The organism is Nonomuraea sp. NPDC049400, assembly GCF_044466425.1.
In the GTDB taxonomy this organism is placed as follows: Bacteria; Actinomycetota; Actinomycetes; order Streptosporangiales; family Streptosporangiaceae; genus Nonomuraea.
In genome coordinates, this window is sequence record NZ_JBITMP010000025.1 from 13,829 (window position 1) to 33,211 (window position 19,383).

The 19,383-nt window shown below is 63.3% G+C and carries 20 protein-coding genes and 1 tRNA gene; 16 read left to right on the plus strand and 5 right to left on the minus strand.

Translation table 11 applies throughout. The features are described from left to right. Window positions 1-389: 389 nt before the first annotated feature. From ACIBVN_RS33390 to cutA, 4 genes are all read left to right on the plus strand, one after another. Entirely contained in the window at window positions 390-1,010 is a 621-nt protein-coding gene (locus ACIBVN_RS33390) for a site-specific integrase (protein WP_397143264.1), read from the plus strand. Between the two features lie 279 nt (window positions 1,011-1,289). Further along, window positions 1,290-1,625, plus strand: a complete 336-nt coding sequence (locus ACIBVN_RS33395) for a hypothetical protein (RefSeq protein ID WP_397143266.1) — start codon at window positions 1,290-1,292, stop codon at window positions 1,623-1,625. A gap of 490 nt (window positions 1,626-2,115) precedes the next feature. Beyond that, the gene (locus ACIBVN_RS33400; RefSeq protein WP_397143268.1) at window positions 2,116-5,601 is read left to right on the plus strand and encodes an NB-ARC domain-containing protein; all 3,486 of its coding nucleotides are present in this window, start codon (window positions 2,116-2,118) and stop codon (window positions 5,599-5,601) included. A gap of 158 nt (window positions 5,602-5,759) precedes the next feature. Next, window positions 5,760-6,092, plus strand: coding sequence for a divalent-cation tolerance protein CutA (cutA, locus tag ACIBVN_RS33405; protein ID WP_397143270.1), 333 nt, complete (start codon window positions 5,760-5,762; stop codon window positions 6,090-6,092). Here the strand turns inward: cutA and ACIBVN_RS33410 are convergent. Then, window positions 6,058-7,485, minus strand: coding sequence for a helix-turn-helix domain-containing protein (locus ACIBVN_RS33410; protein WP_397143272.1), 1,428 nt, complete (start codon window positions 7,483-7,485; stop codon window positions 6,058-6,060). The two genes, cutA and ACIBVN_RS33410, sit on opposite strands and share 35 nt — an antisense overlap. Window positions 7,486-7,715: 230 nt before the next feature. On the opposite strand from ACIBVN_RS33410, the gene ACIBVN_RS33415 reads away from it, so the two are divergent. From ACIBVN_RS33415 to xerC, 10 genes are all read left to right on the plus strand, one after another. Continuing rightward, entirely contained in the window at window positions 7,716-8,021 is a 306-nt protein-coding gene (locus ACIBVN_RS33415; protein ID WP_397143274.1) for a hypothetical protein, read from the plus strand. After that, window positions 8,018-8,299: a hypothetical protein gene (locus ACIBVN_RS33420; protein WP_397143276.1), complete on the plus strand. Its 282-nt coding sequence runs from the start codon at window positions 8,018-8,020 to the stop codon at window positions 8,297-8,299. The genes ACIBVN_RS33415 and ACIBVN_RS33420 overlap by 4 nt, the downstream gene beginning before the upstream one ends. Before the next feature lie 303 nt (window positions 8,300-8,602). Beyond that, the gene (locus ACIBVN_RS33425; RefSeq protein WP_397143278.1) at window positions 8,603-8,962 is read left to right on the plus strand and encodes a hypothetical protein; all 360 of its coding nucleotides are present in this window, start codon (window positions 8,603-8,605) and stop codon (window positions 8,960-8,962) included. 3 nt (window positions 8,963-8,965) lie between these two features. Next, on the plus strand, window positions 8,966-9,157 hold the full coding sequence (locus ACIBVN_RS33430; protein WP_397143280.1) for a hypothetical protein: 192 nt from the start codon (window positions 8,966-8,968) through the stop codon (window positions 9,155-9,157). A 185-nt stretch (window positions 9,158-9,342) separates the two neighbouring features. Beyond that, window positions 9,343-9,531, plus strand: a complete 189-nt coding sequence (locus ACIBVN_RS33435; protein WP_397143282.1) for a hypothetical protein — start codon at window positions 9,343-9,345, stop codon at window positions 9,529-9,531. 31 nt (window positions 9,532-9,562) lie between these two features. Then, a complete protein-coding gene (locus ACIBVN_RS33440; RefSeq protein ID WP_397143284.1) occupies window positions 9,563-9,913 on the plus strand; it encodes a hypothetical protein in 351 nt (116 codons plus the stop codon). Beyond that, complete coding sequence (locus tag ACIBVN_RS33445; protein WP_397143286.1) at window positions 9,910-11,772, plus strand: cell division protein FtsK; 1,863 nt, start codon at window positions 9,910-9,912, stop codon at window positions 11,770-11,772. The genes ACIBVN_RS33440 and ACIBVN_RS33445 overlap by 4 nt, the downstream gene beginning before the upstream one ends. Window positions 11,773-11,878: 106 nt before the next feature. Further along, a complete protein-coding gene (locus tag ACIBVN_RS33450; protein WP_397143288.1) occupies window positions 11,879-12,055 on the plus strand; it encodes a helix-turn-helix domain-containing protein in 177 nt (58 codons plus the stop codon). Between the two features lie 100 nt (window positions 12,056-12,155). Further along, a complete protein-coding gene (locus ACIBVN_RS33455) occupies window positions 12,156-12,308 on the plus strand; it encodes a CopG family ribbon-helix-helix protein (RefSeq protein ID WP_185068721.1) in 153 nt (50 codons plus the stop codon). A 4-nt stretch (window positions 12,309-12,312) separates the two neighbouring features. Continuing rightward, a complete protein-coding gene (gene xerC, locus ACIBVN_RS33460; protein WP_397143290.1) occupies window positions 12,313-13,494 on the plus strand; it encodes a tyrosine recombinase XerC in 1,182 nt (393 codons plus the stop codon). 102 nt (window positions 13,495-13,596) lie between these two features. On the opposite strand, the gene ACIBVN_RS33465 is transcribed toward xerC, so the two are convergent. Next, window positions 13,597-13,670: transfer RNA gene (locus tag ACIBVN_RS33465), tRNA-Pro, on the minus strand. A 64-nt stretch (window positions 13,671-13,734) separates the two neighbouring features. Then, on the minus strand, window positions 13,735-14,598 hold the full coding sequence (locus ACIBVN_RS33470) for a metallophosphoesterase (RefSeq protein WP_397143524.1): 864 nt from the start codon (window positions 14,596-14,598) through the stop codon (window positions 13,735-13,737). 99 nt (window positions 14,599-14,697) lie between these two features. On the opposite strand from ACIBVN_RS33470, the gene ACIBVN_RS33475 reads away from it, so the two are divergent. Continuing rightward, window positions 14,698-15,156, plus strand: coding sequence for a GatB/YqeY domain-containing protein (locus ACIBVN_RS33475; protein WP_397143292.1), 459 nt, complete (start codon window positions 14,698-14,700; stop codon window positions 15,154-15,156). A gap of 242 nt (window positions 15,157-15,398) precedes the next feature. Here ACIBVN_RS33475 and ACIBVN_RS33480 read toward each other — a convergent pair whose 3' ends face one another. Then, entirely contained in the window at window positions 15,399-17,657 is a 2,259-nt protein-coding gene (locus ACIBVN_RS33480; RefSeq protein WP_397143294.1) for a transglycosylase domain-containing protein, read from the minus strand. 243 nt (window positions 17,658-17,900) lie between these two features. Here ACIBVN_RS33480 and ACIBVN_RS33485 point away from each other — a divergent pair, with 243 nt between their 5' ends. After that, the gene (locus tag ACIBVN_RS33485) at window positions 17,901-18,197 is read left to right on the plus strand and encodes a WhiB family transcriptional regulator (RefSeq protein ID WP_090771382.1); all 297 of its coding nucleotides are present in this window, start codon (window positions 17,901-17,903) and stop codon (window positions 18,195-18,197) included. 51 nt (window positions 18,198-18,248) lie between these two features. Here ACIBVN_RS33485 and ACIBVN_RS33490 read toward each other — a convergent pair whose 3' ends face one another. After that, a complete protein-coding gene (locus tag ACIBVN_RS33490) occupies window positions 18,249-19,376 on the minus strand; it encodes an ArsA family ATPase (protein ID WP_349452665.1) in 1,128 nt (375 codons plus the stop codon). Window positions 19,377-19,383 lie beyond the last annotated feature (7 nt).

Consider the following 19,383-nt stretch of genomic DNA (forward strand, 5'->3'; position numbering starts at 1 on the left):
CTCACACGCCAGGTTGGGCCCATCGTTCGGTCCCCAGCCGCAGCATCCGCCCCCGGGGGGATTCGGAGGGCAGGTTAACGCGATGATGTCCGCCACATTCACCACGATCGATCTGCCTGGCCCATTGGACACGAACTCTCGGCCGTACCCCGCGATGGCGATGTACGGCTTCCACCCGACTGGCCGCGGATTGACCGCGAACCTGCCCTGCGGGATCAGCTGAGGCTTCTCATCAGTCAGGCTGAACTCACGATCGGGCTGGAGGCCAGTGGGGTAGTCGGTCTCTTCCAGGTCCAACGTCACAGCCGTACCGCACGTGGCGCAGGTAAACATGACCATTGTCGTGAATGTAGTCGAATCCCGAGCGTCCGTCTGGCACAGAAGGGGGTGTGTTCGGGGGGGACTCGAACCGTTCGCCTACCGTCCTTGAGTCTGCGCGCAAGGACAATGACCCGCTCTACGCCGCCTACGTGCTTATCCTCGTGCTTGGACTGCGCAAGGGCGAACTGCTGGGCCTGACCTGGGATCGCATTAACCTCGACGCTGCCGAGCTGAAGGTCTCGCTACAACTCCAGCGGGTCAAGAGGCAGCTCCATCATCACCAGACCAAGACGGAAGCCTCTGAGGCGGTCTTGCCGCTGCCGGAGATTTGCACGGCTGCCCTACGGCTACGCCAAAAGAGCCAGGAAGACGCCCGACGCGATGCCGGCGAAGCGTGGGTCGAAACCGGGTTCGTCTTCACGAGTGCACATGGTGCTCCCTTCGAGCCGCGAAACTTCAATCGGCGGTTCGACACGCGGTGCGAGCGCGCCAACGTCCGCAAGATCACTATTCACGACACGCGGCATACCTGCGCCTCGCTGCTGGCGGCCCTGGACGTGCACCCGCGGGTGGCCATGCAGATCCTTCGCCACAGCGATATCAAGGTCACGATGGAGATCTACACGCACATTCCGTCCGAGCAGACCAGGCAAGCCCTGAAGCGGCTCGGCGAGAGTCTAGGGCAGTGAGACTGCTGCACTTTCCTGCTGCACAAAGATCAAAAGGCCACTCCCGATCTCTCGGAAGTGGCCTTTGAACTGGGTCGGGGTGGCGGGATTTGAACCCACGACCTCTTCGTCCCGAAGGAAGACCGGGGAGTCTGGAAGTGTCGATCTGAGTCGATCGGGGGGCTTCTCACCTTGCCAAACACTCCGAGGAGGTCGCGGGTAGTCCGAGGAAGCCACAAGGCGTTGGCTCCCAAAATTGGCTCCCCGCGGCTCCTCTTCGGTGGTGGGAGAGGAGCCACCATGACCTACGAGATCAGCGGGGATCGCCCTGGCCGCAACGACGGGCGTTTCCCCGAGGACACGCCTGTCCTCGTCAGGTATCCCGTGCGCGATGACCAGCGAGAAGACCGCAACTCGCGGCCGTGGCTACCAGGCACCGTCCTTGAGCAATGTGGTTTCGACGAGCGGCGGATCGTCATCGAAGTGCCGGCTCTGGCCGAACCCGACCTCAGCGTGCCTAACGGCGACGCTCCGGAGAATCTGCTCTACCCCGCTTGCTTCCGCGACGCAACCGAGATTCGCGTCGTTAGCATGCAAGTGGGGCAGCGTGTACGGAACGAGGTAGAGCACAGCTGACCTCCGCCAACAAGCCACCGCCCAACCGTCGGGCGGTGGCTTTCCTTTTGCCCCGAGTCAGGACTGCACACTCGTGTGCACTCCCGGAAGAGTTGGGTGAGGGGGCCGCAAACGGACACGAGACCCTGAGTTGCACCCTCGCCCGTTCCGCATCCCCGGTCGTACCGCACCGAGCGCTATCCGCCACAACATGAATACTCTACGCATTCAACCTGTGTAGCTGAGGAACTGCCTTATCCCCCTGTGAACACGCCCTTGGAAACCAAGCGCCACCTAAGTGCAGGTGTGCTGCGACCGCTCGGCACCGGAGGCCTACACCCACACGCGAAACGTGACCCTCTCGGGCAGAGGCACTACCAAGCCGGCCAGCATCAAGCCATCCTGTACAGGTACCGCATCTTCGCTTGGAGGCCGCGTGGGAGGCACTGATACTGCGCGAGGGATGGCTTTTCAAACCGTATGCGCCATGCTGCACTTGGTGCGAATCCCTATGGATTACCCCGACGCATCGAAATTTCGAGTTGAAGGCAGGGACGAGTCGGTCGATTTCGAGATTCTTCTAGAAGACGGAACACCCGTACTTTTCGCGCAAGCCAAAACGCGCATGGAGCCCGGCCAATGGAGCGCCACCGAAATCCTGAAACTTGCGCGAACATGGGCCGACGCGGATCCGTCAGGAAACGCTGCGCTAAAATTTCTCTCCGATGCGCCTCTAAGCAATTCAGGGCAGACACTGCGCCAGCTAATAAAGCTTGCGAGAACGTCCTCGGACAGTGCGTCCTGGTGGACTGAAGCGCAATCAATTGCTTCAGCGTCCCTTGGTCTCAAAGAAGAGGACTACCCAATAATTGCACGGCTAGAAGTGTCAACAAGACTAGGGCCATGGCAGCAAATGCTGGACCAAATTAAGGTCGAGATGCTACGGCTCACTGATCGCCCGCTCGACGTGCACACAATTGACAACATGACGAACAGTCTTTTCGTCAAGCTCTTCGAGAAGACAAGCGAGGACGATACTGAATCCCGTTTGATCGACGTAGCACAACTCGAGGAACTTTTCGCATCCTCGCTACACGAGAGAGTAAGCAACGAGCGTCACGCAAGGGTCAGAACTACTACTTCGATAAGAGGTCTGGTCCCAGAAACCAAGGCTTTTGGCAGACAAGAGGAGCTTGGCCAGATTAGAGGTACTTTCGGAGATCCAAACGCCGCCTCCCGACTGCTCTATGCGATTTGCGGATTAGGAGGTATTGGTAAGTCTACTCTGGCCCAGCAGTACGTGACGCGTTTCCAGTCGAACTATGACCTGATCTGGTGGGTAGGAGCTGATTCTCGCCCTCGAATCTTGGCGGCATATCGAGAACTGGCCGAGGAAAACGGCTTGCAAGGTGACTTGGATGAGCGTGCGCTTCTACATTGGCTAAGCCAGGAAATTCGCCGATACAGCGGACGCGTACTTGTAGTCTACGACAACATTGATGACATAGAAGACATCCGTAGCCTATTGCCTCAAGCACCTGGCCACATCATAGTCACCTCCAGAAACTCTGCCATGCTTGGCAGAGTCGATGGGCTAAGCCTCGGATCCATGAGCGTCGGCGATGCTCTGACATGGTTTGAGACGTCATTCCCGGGCCGAGAGACAGTGGAGCTTGAAGGACTTATTGAAGCGCTTGACGGCATACCTCTTGCGCTCGCGCAAGCTTACTCCTATATCCGTGCTACGGGCTGCTCCATCCAGGACTACCTCTCGGCGCTACACCTATATCGTTTGCGGATTTTGAACGACGAAGAAACCGTACCCCTGAGCTATGAACGCAATAAGACAATAGCGGCGACAGTCGTGATGTCTCTTGACGCCTTCATCCAACAATTCGAGAACCAAAAGGCGATGCAGAGTGACCCTGTGCATGTTGCATCTCAGATCCTAGTAAGATGTTCGCTACTTGGCCCCCGCCAGATTCCCCTCTCGCTCGCCACTCTAGGCCTATCTTCAGATTCGCCTCTCTTCGAGGGCATACGAGAGGCACGAAAATACTCTTTGATCGATCTAGATGACGGTTTCCTGCGAATGCACAGAGTTGTGCAGGATGTAGTGCGTAGCGTCAGTACCGAAGAGTCGATTGAAGTGCTTTTGGGGGCATTTGAGCACGTTCTGGTTGAGGAATTGGCGAATGCCCTAGAGCGCCGCGAATGGAGCTTTGCAAGCTTGATGCTCGGGCATGCCCTATCTGTGGCGGGCAATGTTATTGGCTTTGGCAAGCCCTCGATAAATACGAGCGCCCTGCTCTCGAATGCAGCGAATGTCGTCGCCGCACTGTATGGAGACTTTGAGCTAGCTGAACGAATGCTTCGCGATGGACTTAAAGTCCTAGACAAGTTCTCATCCCCTCAACTGCCATACCGTCGAGCATCGACAGCGGGGACACTGGCTCAGATCTTGTACAACCTGCGTCGCCATGAGGAAGCCCAATCATATGCACGACAAGCAATAGCTTGCCTTGAAGGCGTCGAAAACCTGAACGCTATGGAAGCGGACTCTCTCATTCGTGCTTATGTGATCGAGATGAATGCTTCATATGCTCTTGACTCGATTGCTGCATGCGTGACCGCGATGAGGCAGCTAGATCGAATCCTTGAGAGGGAAGACGCCTCAGAAAGCGCTCGACTTCATGCGATGGCAGACAAAGTACAGATCCTGATCTGGCGAAGAGACTGGCCGTCCGCCGATCTCTGTTTGACTGGTCTGGAGGAGTCCGTTAGGCGAGAACTGGTGGCAGATGTAGATCTACAAAGGCATGTAGCCTGTATGCGGGCTATCGTTGAAATCTGGATGGGCCGCTTGGAGGATGGCATCCAGATACAGCTCGGCATCCAGTCATCATGGTCAACCAGTCCTCTTCTCATTCAGAGACAGCATGCCGACGATTTGATCGAGATAGCTCATGGGCTGGCTATTCAATGCGTGCGCAGATGGCAGTCCCAGTCCGGAGCCTATGACTGGCCGCTCGAAGCTGCAACGCACATCCTTGACTCAGCAAGAACAATTCTTATAGGTAGTGTGGATCCGCCACGCGAGAGCCTCGGGGCTTTAGAGCTTCGTATGGCCAACGTTGAGCTGGCTCGCTATCAGATCTGGGGGCAGGCCGAGAACCTTGACAATGCTATAAGCACGCTTCGGAGGTCTATAAACATATATGGATCTGCGTCTTCCATTCTCAGCGAAGCTGCTCGCCAGTTGCTCAGCATTCTGGAAACGGCTCAACGTGAGAGTCTGGACTTGTCTGCCATGCTACAGGAGCCTCCTCCCACATCGATGCTATCGCCTCGCTTTGAACTTCCCGTCGAGTTCCACCAGACCACGCCGATGCCAGATCTTGAGTGGGTAGAGATATTCGCTTCCCGCGAGCGCATCAAGCCAGAGATTCGCGAGATAGCGGTGGGAGCGTTGATCCTTCAGTACCACCTGAGCGGTCAGTCCGGCTTCTCTGAGGTTATGGCGTATGCATGCCTAGCGGAGGCTTACCGTAGTCTCGGCTACACAGTTCACGTCATACCTGTCTGCGTACACTTCCTTTCCGCAGATATGAGCAGCTTGGGGGTTCCTGACAACTGCGCTCACTCATCCAATCATCCTCACCAAACCCCACTGATTACCCATTCGGTACTTTGGGTTAGCGAGTTGGCGCGTGTCGTTGATCCAGCGCCTATGCTGCTTAGAGCAAGAATTGGAGATAGCCTAAGCGATACTCTGCTTAGAGCGCCTGTTATCCTGCCCGGGCTGTCTTATGGCGATATATGCAGTGCCTCTCCGTTGTTCTCGCGCGATAAGTACTTCATTGGCTACAGGTTCCATACAGAGCATGAATCCTTCACTCGAGAAGCGATCCACGCTCATTGGACGGAGCAATGGCAGAGTTTTGCTCGCGTTCTCGCGGCAGATATCCGATCGATGCTAAACGCCTTCTCCTCCTGAGCGCTCTTATCTGCCGAAAGAACGGAGCGACCTATCCACCATTGCTTTACGCAGTGCACATTAGGGCGCGAGTCCGACACTTCACTGTCGGGCAATGCGGGTGTACGTAGCTCGTCGTAGGATGCTATTACTAGTTTTGCTCAAGGAGAACTGAGATCGTGAAGGGCTATATGCAGGTGCTTACCACTGTTCCGAGCGCCGATGAGGGCGCTGCTCTGGCGCTGAGTATCACCTCGGAACGATTGGCCGCTGGCGTGCAAATCGTCGGGCCGATTCGGTCCGTATACTGGTGGCAGGGTTCTTTGTGTGACACTCAGGAATGGCAACTGGTTATTAAGACCAGGCATGCACTATTTGCGGATCTTGAGCGCCATATCAGAGCCAATCATAGTTATGAGACGCCAGAGATCATCGCAACCGAAATTTTGAAAGGTAGCGATGGCTACCTCTCATGGATTAGCGCGGAGACGCAGAGAACTGACGCTTCGTGACGGCCAGCTCTTCTAGGAACGCACGGACTGGCGGTTGAGTTTGCCAGCGCCTGAGCGACTCCGCTAGGACAATAAATCGCGGTAGCCAGATGCCGGACTCCGTTTCGCGGATGATCGCGAGACCCTCCCTGGCTGCTTTGGCAGCTTCCTTCACTGAGCCATGCACGATGTGAGCTGTTGCGATGTCGCCAAGGATGATACCTGCGCGCTTTCGTTCCACCTCGGGCAAGCGTGCTATGACTGCACGGGCTACCTGCTCGGCTTCATCCAGTCGGCCGATTTGGGCGTAGGTGGAGATCTGGAAGGAGTCGAAGCGATCCCGGTCTAGGAATCTCGTCCATACGCGGTCCTCTTCTGGGTCCGCGATATTGAACGCCTCGTTGGCGTCAGCCCACGATTGAAGGGCTGCTTCCTTTTCTCCTAGTGCGGCGCTCTCTTCCGCGTGTCTTGCGGCTAGCCACGATGTGGTTCCGGGTGATGTCTCCCTGGGCAGATGCTGTAGCGCGGTGGCCAGAAGGGCTCGTGCCCGCCCATGGTTTCCTTTGCCGCTTGGTATGTAGCTCCTGTATCCGAACGCGCACGCGATGATAGCCGGGTCGTTAGCTTCCTTGGAGGCTTTCTCTGCAGTGTCGTAGAAGTTCCGGGCAGCAGATACGTTTCCTAGGTCTGTTGCGATCCAGCCGGCCAGTACGCTGCTTTCTCCCGCAACAACGATGAGGCGTTGGCGAAGCTCGTCTTTGGGGTCGGTCGCGGTACCGTTCAGGATGGTGCCGATCTCGTTCAGATGGGCTGCGAGCCCCTTGAAAATTGTATGTGCGGGCAGCATTTCTTCGAGGCGATGGAAGCCGGCGGATCTGGCCTCCATCTCCCGCACTACCGCTTCGTCAAGTGCGCTCGGCCTGGACAGAGCGAATGCGACCTTCTCCCATGCCTCACTTTGAGCCAGAGCGGACTGGGCACCGAGCTGTGCGACCATGGCTAGCAATTCGCGGCGCTTCAACGGCTCGCCTCTTTTCCCGATCGCTTCAGCGAAGAGCTGCAAGTCGAAAGTGTCTGTGGGGATCTGGACCCCCTCACTGACGACCTGTGCACCGCCTCTGCCGCCGGAGGACGACAGTCCCAAATGGCGACGCAAGTGGGCAGGCATGCCCAAACCATCAGCGAACGCCTCAAATGTATGCTTTGCGGTCGGGATGCGCTTGCCGCTCTTGTACTCGCTGATGCGGCCCTGGGGCCTCCCGGTGAGATGCGCGATCTGGCCTTGGGTGATGCCGTACTTGGTAAGGATGCGGATTAACCCGCCCAGATCACGGCGCTTGCACGCGTCTTCCACGTCTTGACGTGCGAAAACAGTCTCAAGAACTTGCCGTGCCCGCTCTTGGTCCATAGTCATGGCGGCGTTCCGTTCCCCTGGTAGCGCAGCCTTTCGAGAGAAGTGGAGCTCTTCAAGTCCATCACACCGTGAGATATCACGGTGAGATTCTGCGGAACCGGTCTACTTGGAAACCTCACATCAGTTCGTGGCGCAGGTCAGGGCTGATCTGAGGTAGAGCCGAAGATCCGCATTTGTCTGGCTTCCGCCTGTTCTTTGCTCGGAAAGCGGAGTTGCGGGAGGGCCAGAGCATGACCGGGGAGCAGGAGGCGTATCGCCTCAACCCCAGCGTCGCCGTGGCCGATCAGCTACAGCGGGAGTTGGCCGTGCACGGGATCATGACCGATGTGCACGACGGCTACGGGCTGGCTGTGGTGTCGGTATGGCGTAGCCTGCTCGTTTGGACCAACGGTGATCTCTTCTGGTGGCTGGCCGGCTGGAATGGCCGCCGCGCCCGCGCCATCTACGCCTGGCATTCCACGACCGACCCGAAGAGGGCTGCGCGACGTATCGCCGCCCGGTACAAGGATCTTCGCGCCGTGGTGGACGGGTCGTGATCGAGATGGGACAGAGCAAGTGGAGCCAAACCCATCCAGTGGCCGATGAAGCGTCCCAGCTGGGCAAGAGCCACGCATGGTCCAGCCCGCTTTCGAAGGCCGAATTTTTCGACCTTTTCGATCTGAATATCGATGACTGCCGTCAGGGTTACACCGCCACGTCGCTGTATCACCTGTACTTGGATTCTCGTACCCGAGCGCGGGTGCGATGGACCTGGGCCGAAGCTGAAGACGCACAGTCGGCGCTTGCCGGGAGTCCCGCGCTGTCGCCGCCCTGACGCGCGACGGTGCGGTTGATCGTGGCTCGCTCACACCTGTGCCACCGCGTCCTGCATCGTCGCGTCAACGCCCCCGGCAGAGTCCTCTGCGCTCGAAAGAGTGCCAGTTCCCAAGGGCTCTGTCGGGGGTCCCTTTGCGTCTGGCGTCGTGAGCTGGGGTTTATCTCACCGCAGGATCTGATCCATCTCATCGCCGGACGTTTTTGATCTCACTGCACGATCACACCGCGCGATGGGTTCACCCCTTCCCCGAAACCTACCTTCGCCTCGTAGGTCACCGGAAACGGAAGGGAAGTGATCTAGATGAGCCCAGCTCAGCGCCATCGGCGCCGCGACCTGATCGCGGGACTACACACGCTCGCCGCTTTCCTGGACAGCCACTCGCAGGTGCCCGTTCCCAGGTACGGAACGGTGCGGGTGTCGGTCCACACGCTCTACGACACCGACGCCACCACGGAGGCGGAGGCGATCGCCGAAGTCGGGCGGGTAGCCGCGCTGTTGGGCCTCACGCCCACGATCCAGCGCGGACATCACGTCGCCTGTGCGACGTTCGGCGCGGTCTGTTACGAAGCCCTCCACGTCACGCAGACGGCCATGGCCCGCCGCCACGCCCTGGACTCCTACCGCGACGCGATCACCCTCGACGAGACCGAGGGGGCGTGAGCGATGGACCTCGGACTGTTCGTCGTGTTCCTGGGCCTGGCCCTGTCGATCGGCACGCTGACGCTGTTCGCGGTGCTAGTCATCGTGATCCGTGCCGAGGACCGCCGCCACGCCCCCACCGGAACCCTGAGCCGCCGCCTCCTGGGCACCCACGCCCACCACTGCCCGCAGGCCGCCTGCCCCGGGAGGAGGTGAACCCCTGATGCGAGCCATCCCACTCCAGCCTGGCCGATGCCTGTGCGGAGCCGCCACGCCCGGAACCCTGCGCTGCCACAAGTGCCGCGCCCGCTGGCGCTGGTGCCGCCGCAAGTCCCGGCACGACGGCATCTAGCCCCATCCCCAGTCCCCCGCGAGATCCCGTGAGAGGAGGTGAAGCCCCTATGACGGTGACAATCCCGCTGGTGCTCGTGGTCGGTGCGGTCGTGTTCATCGCCTGGCGGTATCTGGGCCTGCGCTGGTGGCACGCGCTGATCTGCCTGCTGTTCGGCTTCCTGCTGGCCGCCACCACGCTCGCACCCGACATCCGCGCCGCTATCCAAGCCGCCCTGAGCTGGCTCACCGGCCGCTGAACTGTCCGCCAACCGAAGAAGGTGATGCTTAATGACCCAACGCCACCCGTACCCGCACGCTGATCTCCAAGGAGCTGCCACCCGCAACACCACCGCCGCCGAACTGCTGACGGCATTCGCCAAGTCCGCCCCCGCCCTCGACCACCTGTGGCGCCGCATCTTCGACGCCCTGGCCGACACCCCGGCCCTGGTCACCGAAATCGACCGTCTCCGCGCTGAGCTGTCCACCGCCCGCTACCAGCGTGCCAACCTGATCGCAGCCATCCGCGCCACCCTCGCAGCCCACGACGAGGGCGAGTACGACCCCCTGTTCTACGTGCGCGACGAGCTGCACTTCCAGCACCGCACCGACATTCGACGTGCGGCGGGTGGTGGCCGATGAACCGTCATCGTGCCTCGCGCTACCAGATGCGGCGCAACGCCCGCCGCATGCGCCGCTACGGCGTCGAACCCATCGGCCTGATCACTGATGATCTTGAATTCGCGCCCCTGGTCATCGCCAGCATCGCCCGCGCTGTCTGGCGCTACCGATCCGAACTCGCCCCCCTCACCGCCGCGTTGGTCACCGTGGCGGCGGGGGCGACCCTGCACACCTGGTACCCGACCTGGTGGCCCATCGTTCCCCTGCTGACCGCCACCGTGGCACTGGTGCTGCTCGTGTGGGGGCGGTGGGTCAACCTCACGCGCCCGATCGAACGCGTCTATGCAGCGATCACCACGGCGTTCGCGGGCGGGTGGTTGACCGCCGCCGCCCGCGTCGGCCCCTTCACACCGCCACTACCGGCGATCCTGCTGATTGGCGGCGTGCTGCTGGTTGTCCCGTGGTGGGCGCACCGGCGCCGGCGAGCCCGGGTCCGCGTCGAGCGCACGCTGGCCGCCTGGCCCGACATCGCCAAGGCGGTCGGTCTGACTGGATCCCGTGTTCAGTCCGCGATCGTGGACCTGTGGGGCTACCGCTTCCGCCTCGGGCTGGGACTCGGCCAGACCGTCGAAGACGCCATCAGCGCCGTCCCCCGCCTGGAATCGGCGCTCGGCACCACACGCGGCGGCATCCGCGTCCAACCGGTGGCCACCAAGCAGGCCAACCGTGCCGATGTACGGGTCATCGAAACCGACCCGCACGCCGACGCCATCACCTGGCCAGGTCCATCCATCACCTCGATCACCCAGCCCGCCAAGCTGGGGCTGTTCGAAGACGGCACACCCGTCCGCGTTCCCCTGCTGCGGCGGCATGGGCTGTTCGCGGGCATGTCGGGGGCGGGCAAGTCGGGCGGCGTGAACGTCCTGCTCGGGGACCTGACCGCCTGCCAGGACGTCATCTTGTGGGCGGTCGACCTCAAACGCGGCATGGAGCTGATGCCCTGGGCATCGTGCATCGATCGCCTGGCCACCACCCCACAAGAGGCAGAGACCCTGCTGGCCGATGCCGTGGTCATCCTCGACGGACGGGCCGATGACCTCACCAAACGGGGCGAACGCGTCTGGGAGCCGTCACCAGAGCGGCCCGCGCTGATCATCGTCATCGACGAGTACGCCGAGTTGGCCAGCGAGGCACCACGCGGCATCGACTACGCCGACTCGATCGCCCGACGCGGGCGCGCCCCAGCCGTCAACCTGATCGCCGCCACCCAACGCCCCTCCAAGGACGCCATGGGCAAGAGCGCGGTCCGCTCCCAGATGGATGTCCGGCTGTGCTTCCGTGTGCGAGAGCCCCGCGACGGGGATCTCATCCTGGGACAGGGCATGGTCAAGGCCGGCTGGCATCCCCACAAGCTCGACGCGCCCGGCAAGTTCCTGATCAGCTCCCCGGAACACGACATCCCTCGCCGTGCCCGCACGTACCTCCTCGACGACGAGGGTGTACAGGCCACCGCGGAACGGCACGCCGAACACCGCCCGCCCCTCGACGAGGTATCGGCTCAAGCCCTCCAACGCGCGGCTGAGATGCCCGCCACGCTGCCACAGGGCGCCGTCAGACCGTCGCCACGACACTCCCGCGAAGACGCTGCACGGGAAGCTGAGGAGGCGCTGGCGCTGGCCCTGAAACAAGCCCCTGAGGAGGGCGCCACCATCGGCGATCTAATGCGCGCCACCGACATGCGCCGCACCTGGGTCTATCAACGCCTCCAAGACCTGGGCCGGTACCCACCATGTCGAACAGGTCACGCGGGGACGCTGGCGCGCCCACACCGATACGCACAATCCGTAATCGTCCGCGTCCGTCCGCGCGTCTGCGCGTAGATAAGCGCGAGAAACGCGCGGACGGACGAACGGGCGGACGATCACAGTTAGTAACCAGCCATCATGCGCGCGACCACGCCCGAGGAACGAGAGAGGGGGGATGCGCATGCAGGCATACACCGTCGAACAGGTAGCGGAGATGCTGAGCATCGGGCGCGACAAGGTCTACTACCTACTCCGCACCCGGCAGCTCAAGAGCATCAAGATCGGCAAGCTTCGCCGGATCACCGACCAGCACCTTGCCGACTTCATTTCCTCGCTAGAACCGATGGACGAGGCGTAGAACGCCGTGCTACACGTGGTGTACACCGCCGGTTGTGCGGCACCGCCACACAACCGGCAAGCGCCTCTTGATAACTGCATGACACGAAAGGAAGCCGTCTATGACGAGCGACCGAACGACCCTGCCTCCCGTACGGGTGGACACGGCACTGAAGGACCGTCTCCGCAGGTACGCCGAGTCGCAGGAGCGAGATGTGTCGTGGGTGATCAGGAAGGCGATCGAGGAGTACCTCAACCGTCACGAGAAGGGGTGATCCCTTGGCCAAGATCCTGATCGGCCAGTACGAAGCGACCATCTATCCCGAGGGAGACGGCTACACCGGAGCCATCTCCCTCGGGTTCGGCCCCGATGGCAAGCGCCAGCGCCTCAAGCGCAAGGCCAAGACCAAGACCCTGGTCAAAGACAAGCTGATCAAGGCCGTCAAAGCCCTGGAGTCAGGCGTCACCGCATCGGAGACCTACACTGTGCGCGACGCCGTCAACGACTGGCTCAGCAAGGGCCTCAAGGGGCGATCCGAGAGCACCGTCACCAAGCAACGCATCCTCGCCGAGACGCACGTTATCCCCAGGCTGGGGAAACTCAAGCTCCAGCAGCTACGGGCGGATCACGTCGATGAGTGGCTCGACGAACTCTCGACCGACCTGGCCACCCGGACGCTACGAGATGTCCACAGCGTGCTGAAGCGGGCTACCCGGCAAGCTCAGGCACGAGACCTGGTGCTGAGGAACGTCGCCGAGTTGGTCACCACACCAGCAGGCAAGGACGGCCGGCCCAGCAAGGCGCTCACGAAGCACCAAGCGGACGCGATGCTCAAGGCCGCAGAGTCGTCCGAACTGCACGCCTACGTAGTGCTCAGCCTCACCACGGGCGTCCGTACCGAGGAAGCCCGTGCACTGCGCTGGGATCACGTCGTCGCCTGGATCCCCAGCCTCAAGGCGTGGCAACCGGTGACCGAGGCAGGGTTCAAGCACACCAGGTTCGCCATCTACGTGTGGCGAGCCGACCGAGTAGGAGGTGACACCAAGACCCGCAAGTCGCGCCGGACACTGGAGCTACCCAAGCTCGCCGCTGAGGCACTCCGGCAACACCACACCCGCCAGGCCGCCCACAAGCTCAAGGCGGGAGAGGCATGGCAAGATCACAACCTGGTGTTCTGCACGAACGTCGGCACTCCACTGGACGCGGCGAACGTCCGACGGGCGTTCCGGCAGATCACGAAGAACGCGGGCATCGGAACCGACTGGACGCCCCGCGAACTGCGTCACTCGTTCGTCTCGATCATGAGTGACCAGGGCGTACCCATCGAGACCATCGCCGATCTCGTCGGGCACGCCGGCACCAGCGTCACAGAGGCGGTCTACCGGCACCAGCTCAAGCCGGTGATCACCAAGGGCGCCCACACCATGAACACAATCTTCGGCGACAAGCCGACGGGTTGAGTCCGAGTGAGTTGGCTCCCCGATTGGCTCCTATCGACTTCCAGAAACGGAAAAGGGCCCGATCCGCTTAGCGGATCAAGCCCTTCACCTGGTCAAACTGTGTCGGGGTGGCGGGATTTGAACCCACGACCTCTTCGTCCCGAACGAAGCGCGCTGCCAAGCTGCGCTACACCCCGGTGCACGCCGGTCTTGCGCGTGCTTGGAAAAGTCTAGCGGACTCCCAAGGTACTTGTGACCGTGTCAACGGCGGGGAACGAGCGTAAGCAGCGATGCCTCCGGGAAGCAGGCGAAACGGGCCGGGGCGTACGGGGAGGTGCCGAGGCCCGCGGAGACGTGGAGCCAGGCGCTGTCGTGGCGGCTCAGGCCCTTGACCCGGGCCCGGTCGAGGCCGCAGTTGGTGACCAGGGCGCCGTAGAACGGGATGCAGAGCTGGCCGCCGTGCGTGTGGCCGGCGAGCAGGAGCTGGTAGCCGTCCTCGGCGAAGCGGGTCATGTTGCGTGGCTCGGGCGAGTGCATGACGCCCAGGCGGAGGTCGGCGTCCACCGGGGCCGGGCCCGCCACGAGGTCGTAGCGGTCGCGGGAGATGTGGGAGTCGTGGATGCCCGCCACGGCCACGTCGAGGTCGCCCACCTTGATGCGGGCCGTGGTGTTGTTCATGTCGAGCCAGCCCTCGGCCGCCATGCCCGCTCCCAGCTCCTCCCAGGGCAGGGTGGGGACGTGCTGGCGGCGCTCGTTCTTGGACGTGCGCCACAGGTAGCGGGCCGGGTTTTTGGGCTTCGGGGCGTACAGGTCGTTGGAGCCGTAGACGAAGAGGCCCGGGCGGGACAGCAGGGGCTCCAGGGCGTGCAGGAGTGAGGGGACGGCGTCCGGGTGGGCGATCGAGTCGCCGGTGTTGACCACCAGGTCCGGCTTCAGCGGGCCCAGGGAGCGGACCCAGTTGATGAGCATCGTACGGCGGGGCGTCAGATGCAGGTCGGAAAGGTGGAGAATGCGTACGGGACGCTGGCCGCGCTCCAGCACCGGCACGTCGAAGCGGCGCAGGCGGAACCAGTTGCGCTCCACCACGGAGGCGTAACCCAGCCCGGCGAGGCCGAGACCAAGCATGGACAGTGGCACTGCGACGGCTCTTCTCACGTACTCATGATGCCCGACATCCGGCGCGAGAAGTCCGCGCCGGTCCGCGCAGGCGGCAAGATGGACCGCATGAGCGCATTGAAGGACAAGCTGAAGGCCGACCTGACGGCCTCGTTGAAGAGCCGGGACGAGGTACGTCTCCGGACGATCCGGATGGCACTGGCCGCGGTGAACGTCGAGGAGGTCGCCGGCAAGGAGGCCAGGGAGCTGACCGACGACGAGATCATCAAGGTGCTGACCAAGGAGGCCAAGAAGCGCCGGGAGGCGGCCGAGGCGTTCGGAAACGCGGGGCGGGCCGAGCAGGCGCAGGCCGAGCTGGACGAGCAGGCGGTGCTGGAGGAGTACCTGCCGGCGCAGCTCTCCGACGAGGAGCTGGCGGCCATCGTCGACGCCGCCGTCGCGGAGACCGGCGCTGCCGGGCCGCAGGCCATGGGGCAGGTCATGAAGGTCGTCAACCCGAAGGTGGCCGGGCGGGCCGAGGGCGGACGCGTCGCCGCCGCCGTCCGTGCCCGGCTGGCGGGCAAGTAGTCGCGGTCTCCGCTGTCAGTCTCCGGCTGTCACGACCCGAGCTGTCACGACCCAGCTGTCACGACCCAGCTGTAAGGACCCCGCTGTCAGTCTCCGGCTGTTTGGAGGCGGCTGTCTGGAGGTGGGGGTCTGGAGGCGGCTCAGCGGGCCGGGAGCCGCCGTGCCCGCCACGGGTGCGGTCATGGGCCGCCGGGCGCCGTCCCGCCGCCTGAGGGCGAGCCGAAGGCCGCCCGGCGGCGGGGTCAGCGGCCGTTCGTGGCGACGGGGCCGGTGAAGCCGCGGCCGCGCCCGTTGCCGTTGCCCGGCTGGCCCCCGTCCCCGCCGTCCGGCGGGTTGAAGATGTTGAACAGGTCGCCACCGTCCCCAGGCGGCCCCTCCTCGTCCTCGCCCTTCTTCTTCTTGGGCTTGGGCGCGCAGTGCTCCGTGCATCCGCCGAAGCGCGACCGGTCCACCGGCGTGAACTCCGTCGGCTCGATCCCCTTCAGCGCGGACATCATCGAGTCCTTCCAGATCCGCCCGGAAATGGAGGCCCCGTACACGTACGAGTAGTACCGTCCCCCGATCGTGATCCCGATCAGCTTGTGGGACGAGGTGCCGCGCGGGTCGCCCAGGCTGACGGCCGAGGCCAGATTGGGGGTGTAGCCGGCGAACCAGGCCGACATGTAGTTGTCGGTCGTCCCCGTCTTGCCGGCCGCGTCCCGCCCGATGCCGCCCACCTCGCGCATCGTGCCCTTGGTGAACACCCCGGACAGGATGCCGCTGACCGCGTCGGCGACCTCCTCCTCCAGCACCTGCGAGCACTTCGGCTTGTACTGCTTGGCCTTGCCGTCCCTGTCCTTGATCTCCGTGATCGCCAGCGGCTTGCAGTATTGCCCGCGCGAGGCGAACACCGCGTACGAGCTGGCGATCGTCACGGGGTCGACCTCGTTGACCCCCAGCGTGAACGTCTCCACCTCGGACAGCTTGTCCCCGTCGGCCCGCTTGACCCCGAGCTTCTTGGCCATCTTGACCACGCTGCAGAGCCCGACCCGCTGCTCCAGCTTGAGGAAGAACGTGTTCACCGAGCCCCAGGTGCCGGTCTCGAGCGTCTTGAAGCCGCCGCCGCCCTCACTGGAGTTGCGCACGGTGTGGGACGGGTCGCCGACGTTGTCGCCCTTGCAGTTCTTGAACGTGCTGTAGCTGCCGGCCTGGAAGCCCGCGGGGGAGGGGAAGCCGTCGCCGTACTTCATGCCCTCTTCCAACGCCGTGGCCAGCGTGTAGACCTTGGCCGTCGAGCCCTGCTGGAACCCGCGCCCGCCGCCGTGCGCCCCGTCGGCCACGATGTTGTAGCTCATCTCGTTCTTCTTCTTGCTCCCGCCGAACTTCCGCGAGGCGGCCATCGCCTTGATCTCGCCGGTGCCGGGAACGACCATGGCCTGCGAGGCCACGGGCTTGTCCTTCTTGGAGACGTACTTCTTGATCGCCTTGTCGGCGGCGGCCTGCATCTTCGGGTCGATCGTGGTCTTGATCTCCAGGCCGCCGCGCTGGAGCAGCTTCCTGCGCTCGTCCATGCTCTTCCCGAAGTCCTCGTTGTTGAGGATCTCGTACTGGACGTAGAGGCAGAAGTACGGGAATTTGCTGGCCTCGCAGCCGCCGGGCGCCTTGACGTTCTTCCAGCCCAGTTTCTTCGCCTTGGCCTCGTTGGCCTCCTGCCACGAGATCTTGCCGATCTGGGCCATCCGGTCGAGCACGATGTTGCGGCGCTGCAGCAGCCGCTCCCGCGACTCGGGGCCGACGCTCGGGTCGGTCCTGGCGGGGTTCTGTACGGCGCCGGCCAGCGTGGCCGCCTGGACGAGGTTGAGCTCGGAGGCGGGCTTGTCGAAGAAGCGCCTGGCGGCGGCCTGGATGCCGTGGGCGCCGGCGCCGAAGTAGGCGATGTTCAGATATTTCTCGAGAATCTGGTTTTTGGTGTACTTCTTCTCGATCGCCATCGCGTAGCGCAGCTCGGCGAGCTTGCGAGAGATCGTCGGGGCGATGGCCGCCTGCTGCTCCGCGGGCGTCTCGGCCTTGTTGACCAGCACCTGCTTGACGTACTGCTGCGTGATGGACGAGCCGCCCTGCATCACGCCGCCGCTCGAGAAATTCTTGAGTAGTGCTCTCGCCGTTCCCTCAACATCGATCGGCCCGTGCTGGTAGAAACGGAAGTCCTCGATCGCGATCAGGGCCGTCTGCATGATCGGGGCGACCTTGTCGAGGGGCACGATCTGGCGGTTCTCGTAGTAGAACTGCGCGAACTGCTTGCCGTTCGCGTCCTTCAGGATGGTGCGCTCGGGCAGAGGGGGTTCGTCGAGGTTCTCGGGTTTGAGGTTGAGGCTTTCCACAGCGCTCTTCGTGGAGATCCCTGCCCCGCCGACCGCAGGGAGAGCCACGGCCGCGGCCAGCACCCCGGCGACGATGCCTGCGATGATCAGACGCAGGATGCCGAGGACAGGATTGGAACGATCTTTGCGCTGCGCTTGCACGCTAACAAGGGTACGTCGAAACACTGACCTTTCCGGTAGCACGACACCATTTCGCCTTGACTGACGGGGGTGACTAGTCATTCCCGGTCAAGACCGCCGCGAGAAATTGGTCCTCTGGGGTCTGTCGGCCCGAACGGGTAGTTGCGTACGTTCTCCTCTGCGGCAACTGAATACGGAGGCTCGGCGCCCGCGCCCGTCGGCCCCAAATGACGACTGACCACCTAAGGGGAGTGGGGTCGAACAATGTGGATCACGGATTGGACCTCCCGTGCCGCCTGTAAGGGTGCGGATCCGGATGCCCTGTTCGTGCAGGGCGCCGCGCAGAACAGGGCCAAGCTCATCTGCCGTGGCTGCCCGGTCCGTACTGAATGCCTCGCCGATGCGCTGGACAATCGCATCGAGTTCGGGGTGTGGGGCGGTATGACCGAACGCGAACGGCGTGCGCTGCTTCGACGGCGGCCCGACGTGGACTCGTGGCGCGACCTGCTCGAGTCGGCCAAGGAAGAGTACGAACGAACCAACGAGCTGATCGCGGGCTGAGCCAAGCCCGGCGAGCCGAGTACGGCCGGCGCCGTCCGCCGGCCGTACTTTTTATGCGCTCGCCAGCAGGTCCCCGATCTGCCGCAGACCCATGAGATCGTGGACGTCCTCGGACATGGCGCGAACCTGCACCACGGGAACCGTGGGGTGGGCCGAGATGAAATGCTCCTGCTCACGGCCTTCGCGGGCCGCGAGCTGCATTCGCCCGGCGTGCAGCCGCAGCACGGCGGCGGTCAGCTCGTGCTCGCCCCGCGACTCCAGGTCCTCCGCTGCCGCGGCGCTACGGGCGGCTGAGAGGACCGAGGCGGGCGACATGTGCACGCGGTTGACCACCAGGCCGGCCAGCGGCATGCGCTCCTCGGCGAGCCGCTCGACGAAGTAGGACGCCTCCCGCATGGCGTCCCGCTCGGGCGCGGCCACCACGAGGAAGGCCGTGCCGGGGGCCTGCAGCAGCTTGTACGTCATCTCGGCGCGCTGCCTGAACCCGCCGAAGACGGCGTCCAGGGCGGACACGAACGTCTGCAGGTCCTTGATCACCTGTGCGCCGAGCAGCTTGGTCATCACGCCTGCCATCAGCCCGAATCCGGCGTTGAGCAGCCGGAACGCGCTGCGCCCTCCGGCCTTGGCGGGCGCGGTGAGCAGCCGGATGAACCGCCCGTCGAGGAAGCGCCCGAGCCGCTCGGGGGCGTCGAGGAAGTCGAGGGCCGACCGCGACGGCGGCGTGTCCACGATGATCAGGTCCCACTCGTCCGAGCGGCGGAGCTGGCCCAGCTTCTCCATGGCCATGTACTCCTGCGTGCCGGAGAAACTGGACGAAAGCGACTGGTAGAAGGGGTTCGACAGGATCTGGCGGGCCCGCTCGGGGTCGGCGTGCGCCTCGATGATCTCGTCGAACGTGCGCTTCATGTCGAGCATCATGGCGAAGAGCTGGCCGCCGCCCTCGGGCGAGGTGACCAGGCGCGGGGTGTTGTCCAGCTCGGTCAGCCCCATCGACTGGGCCAGGCGCCGCGCGGGGTCCACGGTGAGCACGACCGCGCACCTGCCGCGCTCGGCCGCCCGCAGCCCGAGCGCCGCCGCGGTCGTGGTCTTGCCCACGCCGCCGGCGCCGCAACAGACGATGATCCTGGTGCCCCGGTCGTCGAGTATCGCGTCGATGTCGAGCGCTGCGGGCTTCTTCACGCTGCTC

What these genes read in the sequence shown, in the direction of transcription:
- ACIBVN_RS33395 (WP_397143266.1), top strand. Translation starts at nt 1,290, where the DNA reads ATGACCTACGAGATCAGCGGGGATCGCCCTGGCCGCAACGACGGGCGT.
- ACIBVN_RS33400 (WP_397143268.1), top strand. Translation starts at nt 2,116, where the DNA reads ATGGATTACCCCGACGCATCGAAATTTCGAGTTGAAGGCAGGGACGAG.
- ACIBVN_RS33410 (WP_397143272.1), bottom strand. Translation starts at nt 7,485, where the DNA reads ATGACTATGGACCAAGAGCGGGCACGGCAAGTTCTTGAGACTGTTTTC.
- ACIBVN_RS33415 (WP_397143274.1), top strand. Translation starts at nt 7,716, where the DNA reads ATGACCGGGGAGCAGGAGGCGTATCGCCTCAACCCCAGCGTCGCCGTG.
- ACIBVN_RS33425 (WP_397143278.1), top strand. Translation starts at nt 8,603, where the DNA reads ATGAGCCCAGCTCAGCGCCATCGGCGCCGCGACCTGATCGCGGGACTA.
- ACIBVN_RS33430 (WP_397143280.1), top strand. Translation starts at nt 8,966, where the DNA reads ATGGACCTCGGACTGTTCGTCGTGTTCCTGGGCCTGGCCCTGTCGATC.
- ACIBVN_RS33435 (WP_397143282.1), top strand. Translation starts at nt 9,343, where the DNA reads ATGACGGTGACAATCCCGCTGGTGCTCGTGGTCGGTGCGGTCGTGTTC.
- ACIBVN_RS33440 (WP_397143284.1), top strand. Translation starts at nt 9,563, where the DNA reads ATGACCCAACGCCACCCGTACCCGCACGCTGATCTCCAAGGAGCTGCC.
- ACIBVN_RS33445 (WP_397143286.1), top strand. Translation starts at nt 9,910, where the DNA reads ATGAACCGTCATCGTGCCTCGCGCTACCAGATGCGGCGCAACGCCCGC.
- ACIBVN_RS33450 (WP_397143288.1), top strand. Translation starts at nt 11,879, where the DNA reads ATGCAGGCATACACCGTCGAACAGGTAGCGGAGATGCTGAGCATCGGG.
- ACIBVN_RS33455 (WP_185068721.1), top strand. Translation starts at nt 12,156, where the DNA reads ATGACGAGCGACCGAACGACCCTGCCTCCCGTACGGGTGGACACGGCA.
- ACIBVN_RS33470 (WP_397143524.1), bottom strand. Translation starts at nt 14,598, where the DNA reads ATGCTTGGTCTCGGCCTCGCCGGGCTGGGTTACGCCTCCGTGGTGGAG.
- ACIBVN_RS33475 (WP_397143292.1), top strand. Translation starts at nt 14,698, where the DNA reads ATGAGCGCATTGAAGGACAAGCTGAAGGCCGACCTGACGGCCTCGTTG.
- ACIBVN_RS33485 (WP_090771382.1), top strand. Translation starts at nt 17,901, where the DNA reads ATGTGGATCACGGATTGGACCTCCCGTGCCGCCTGTAAGGGTGCGGAT.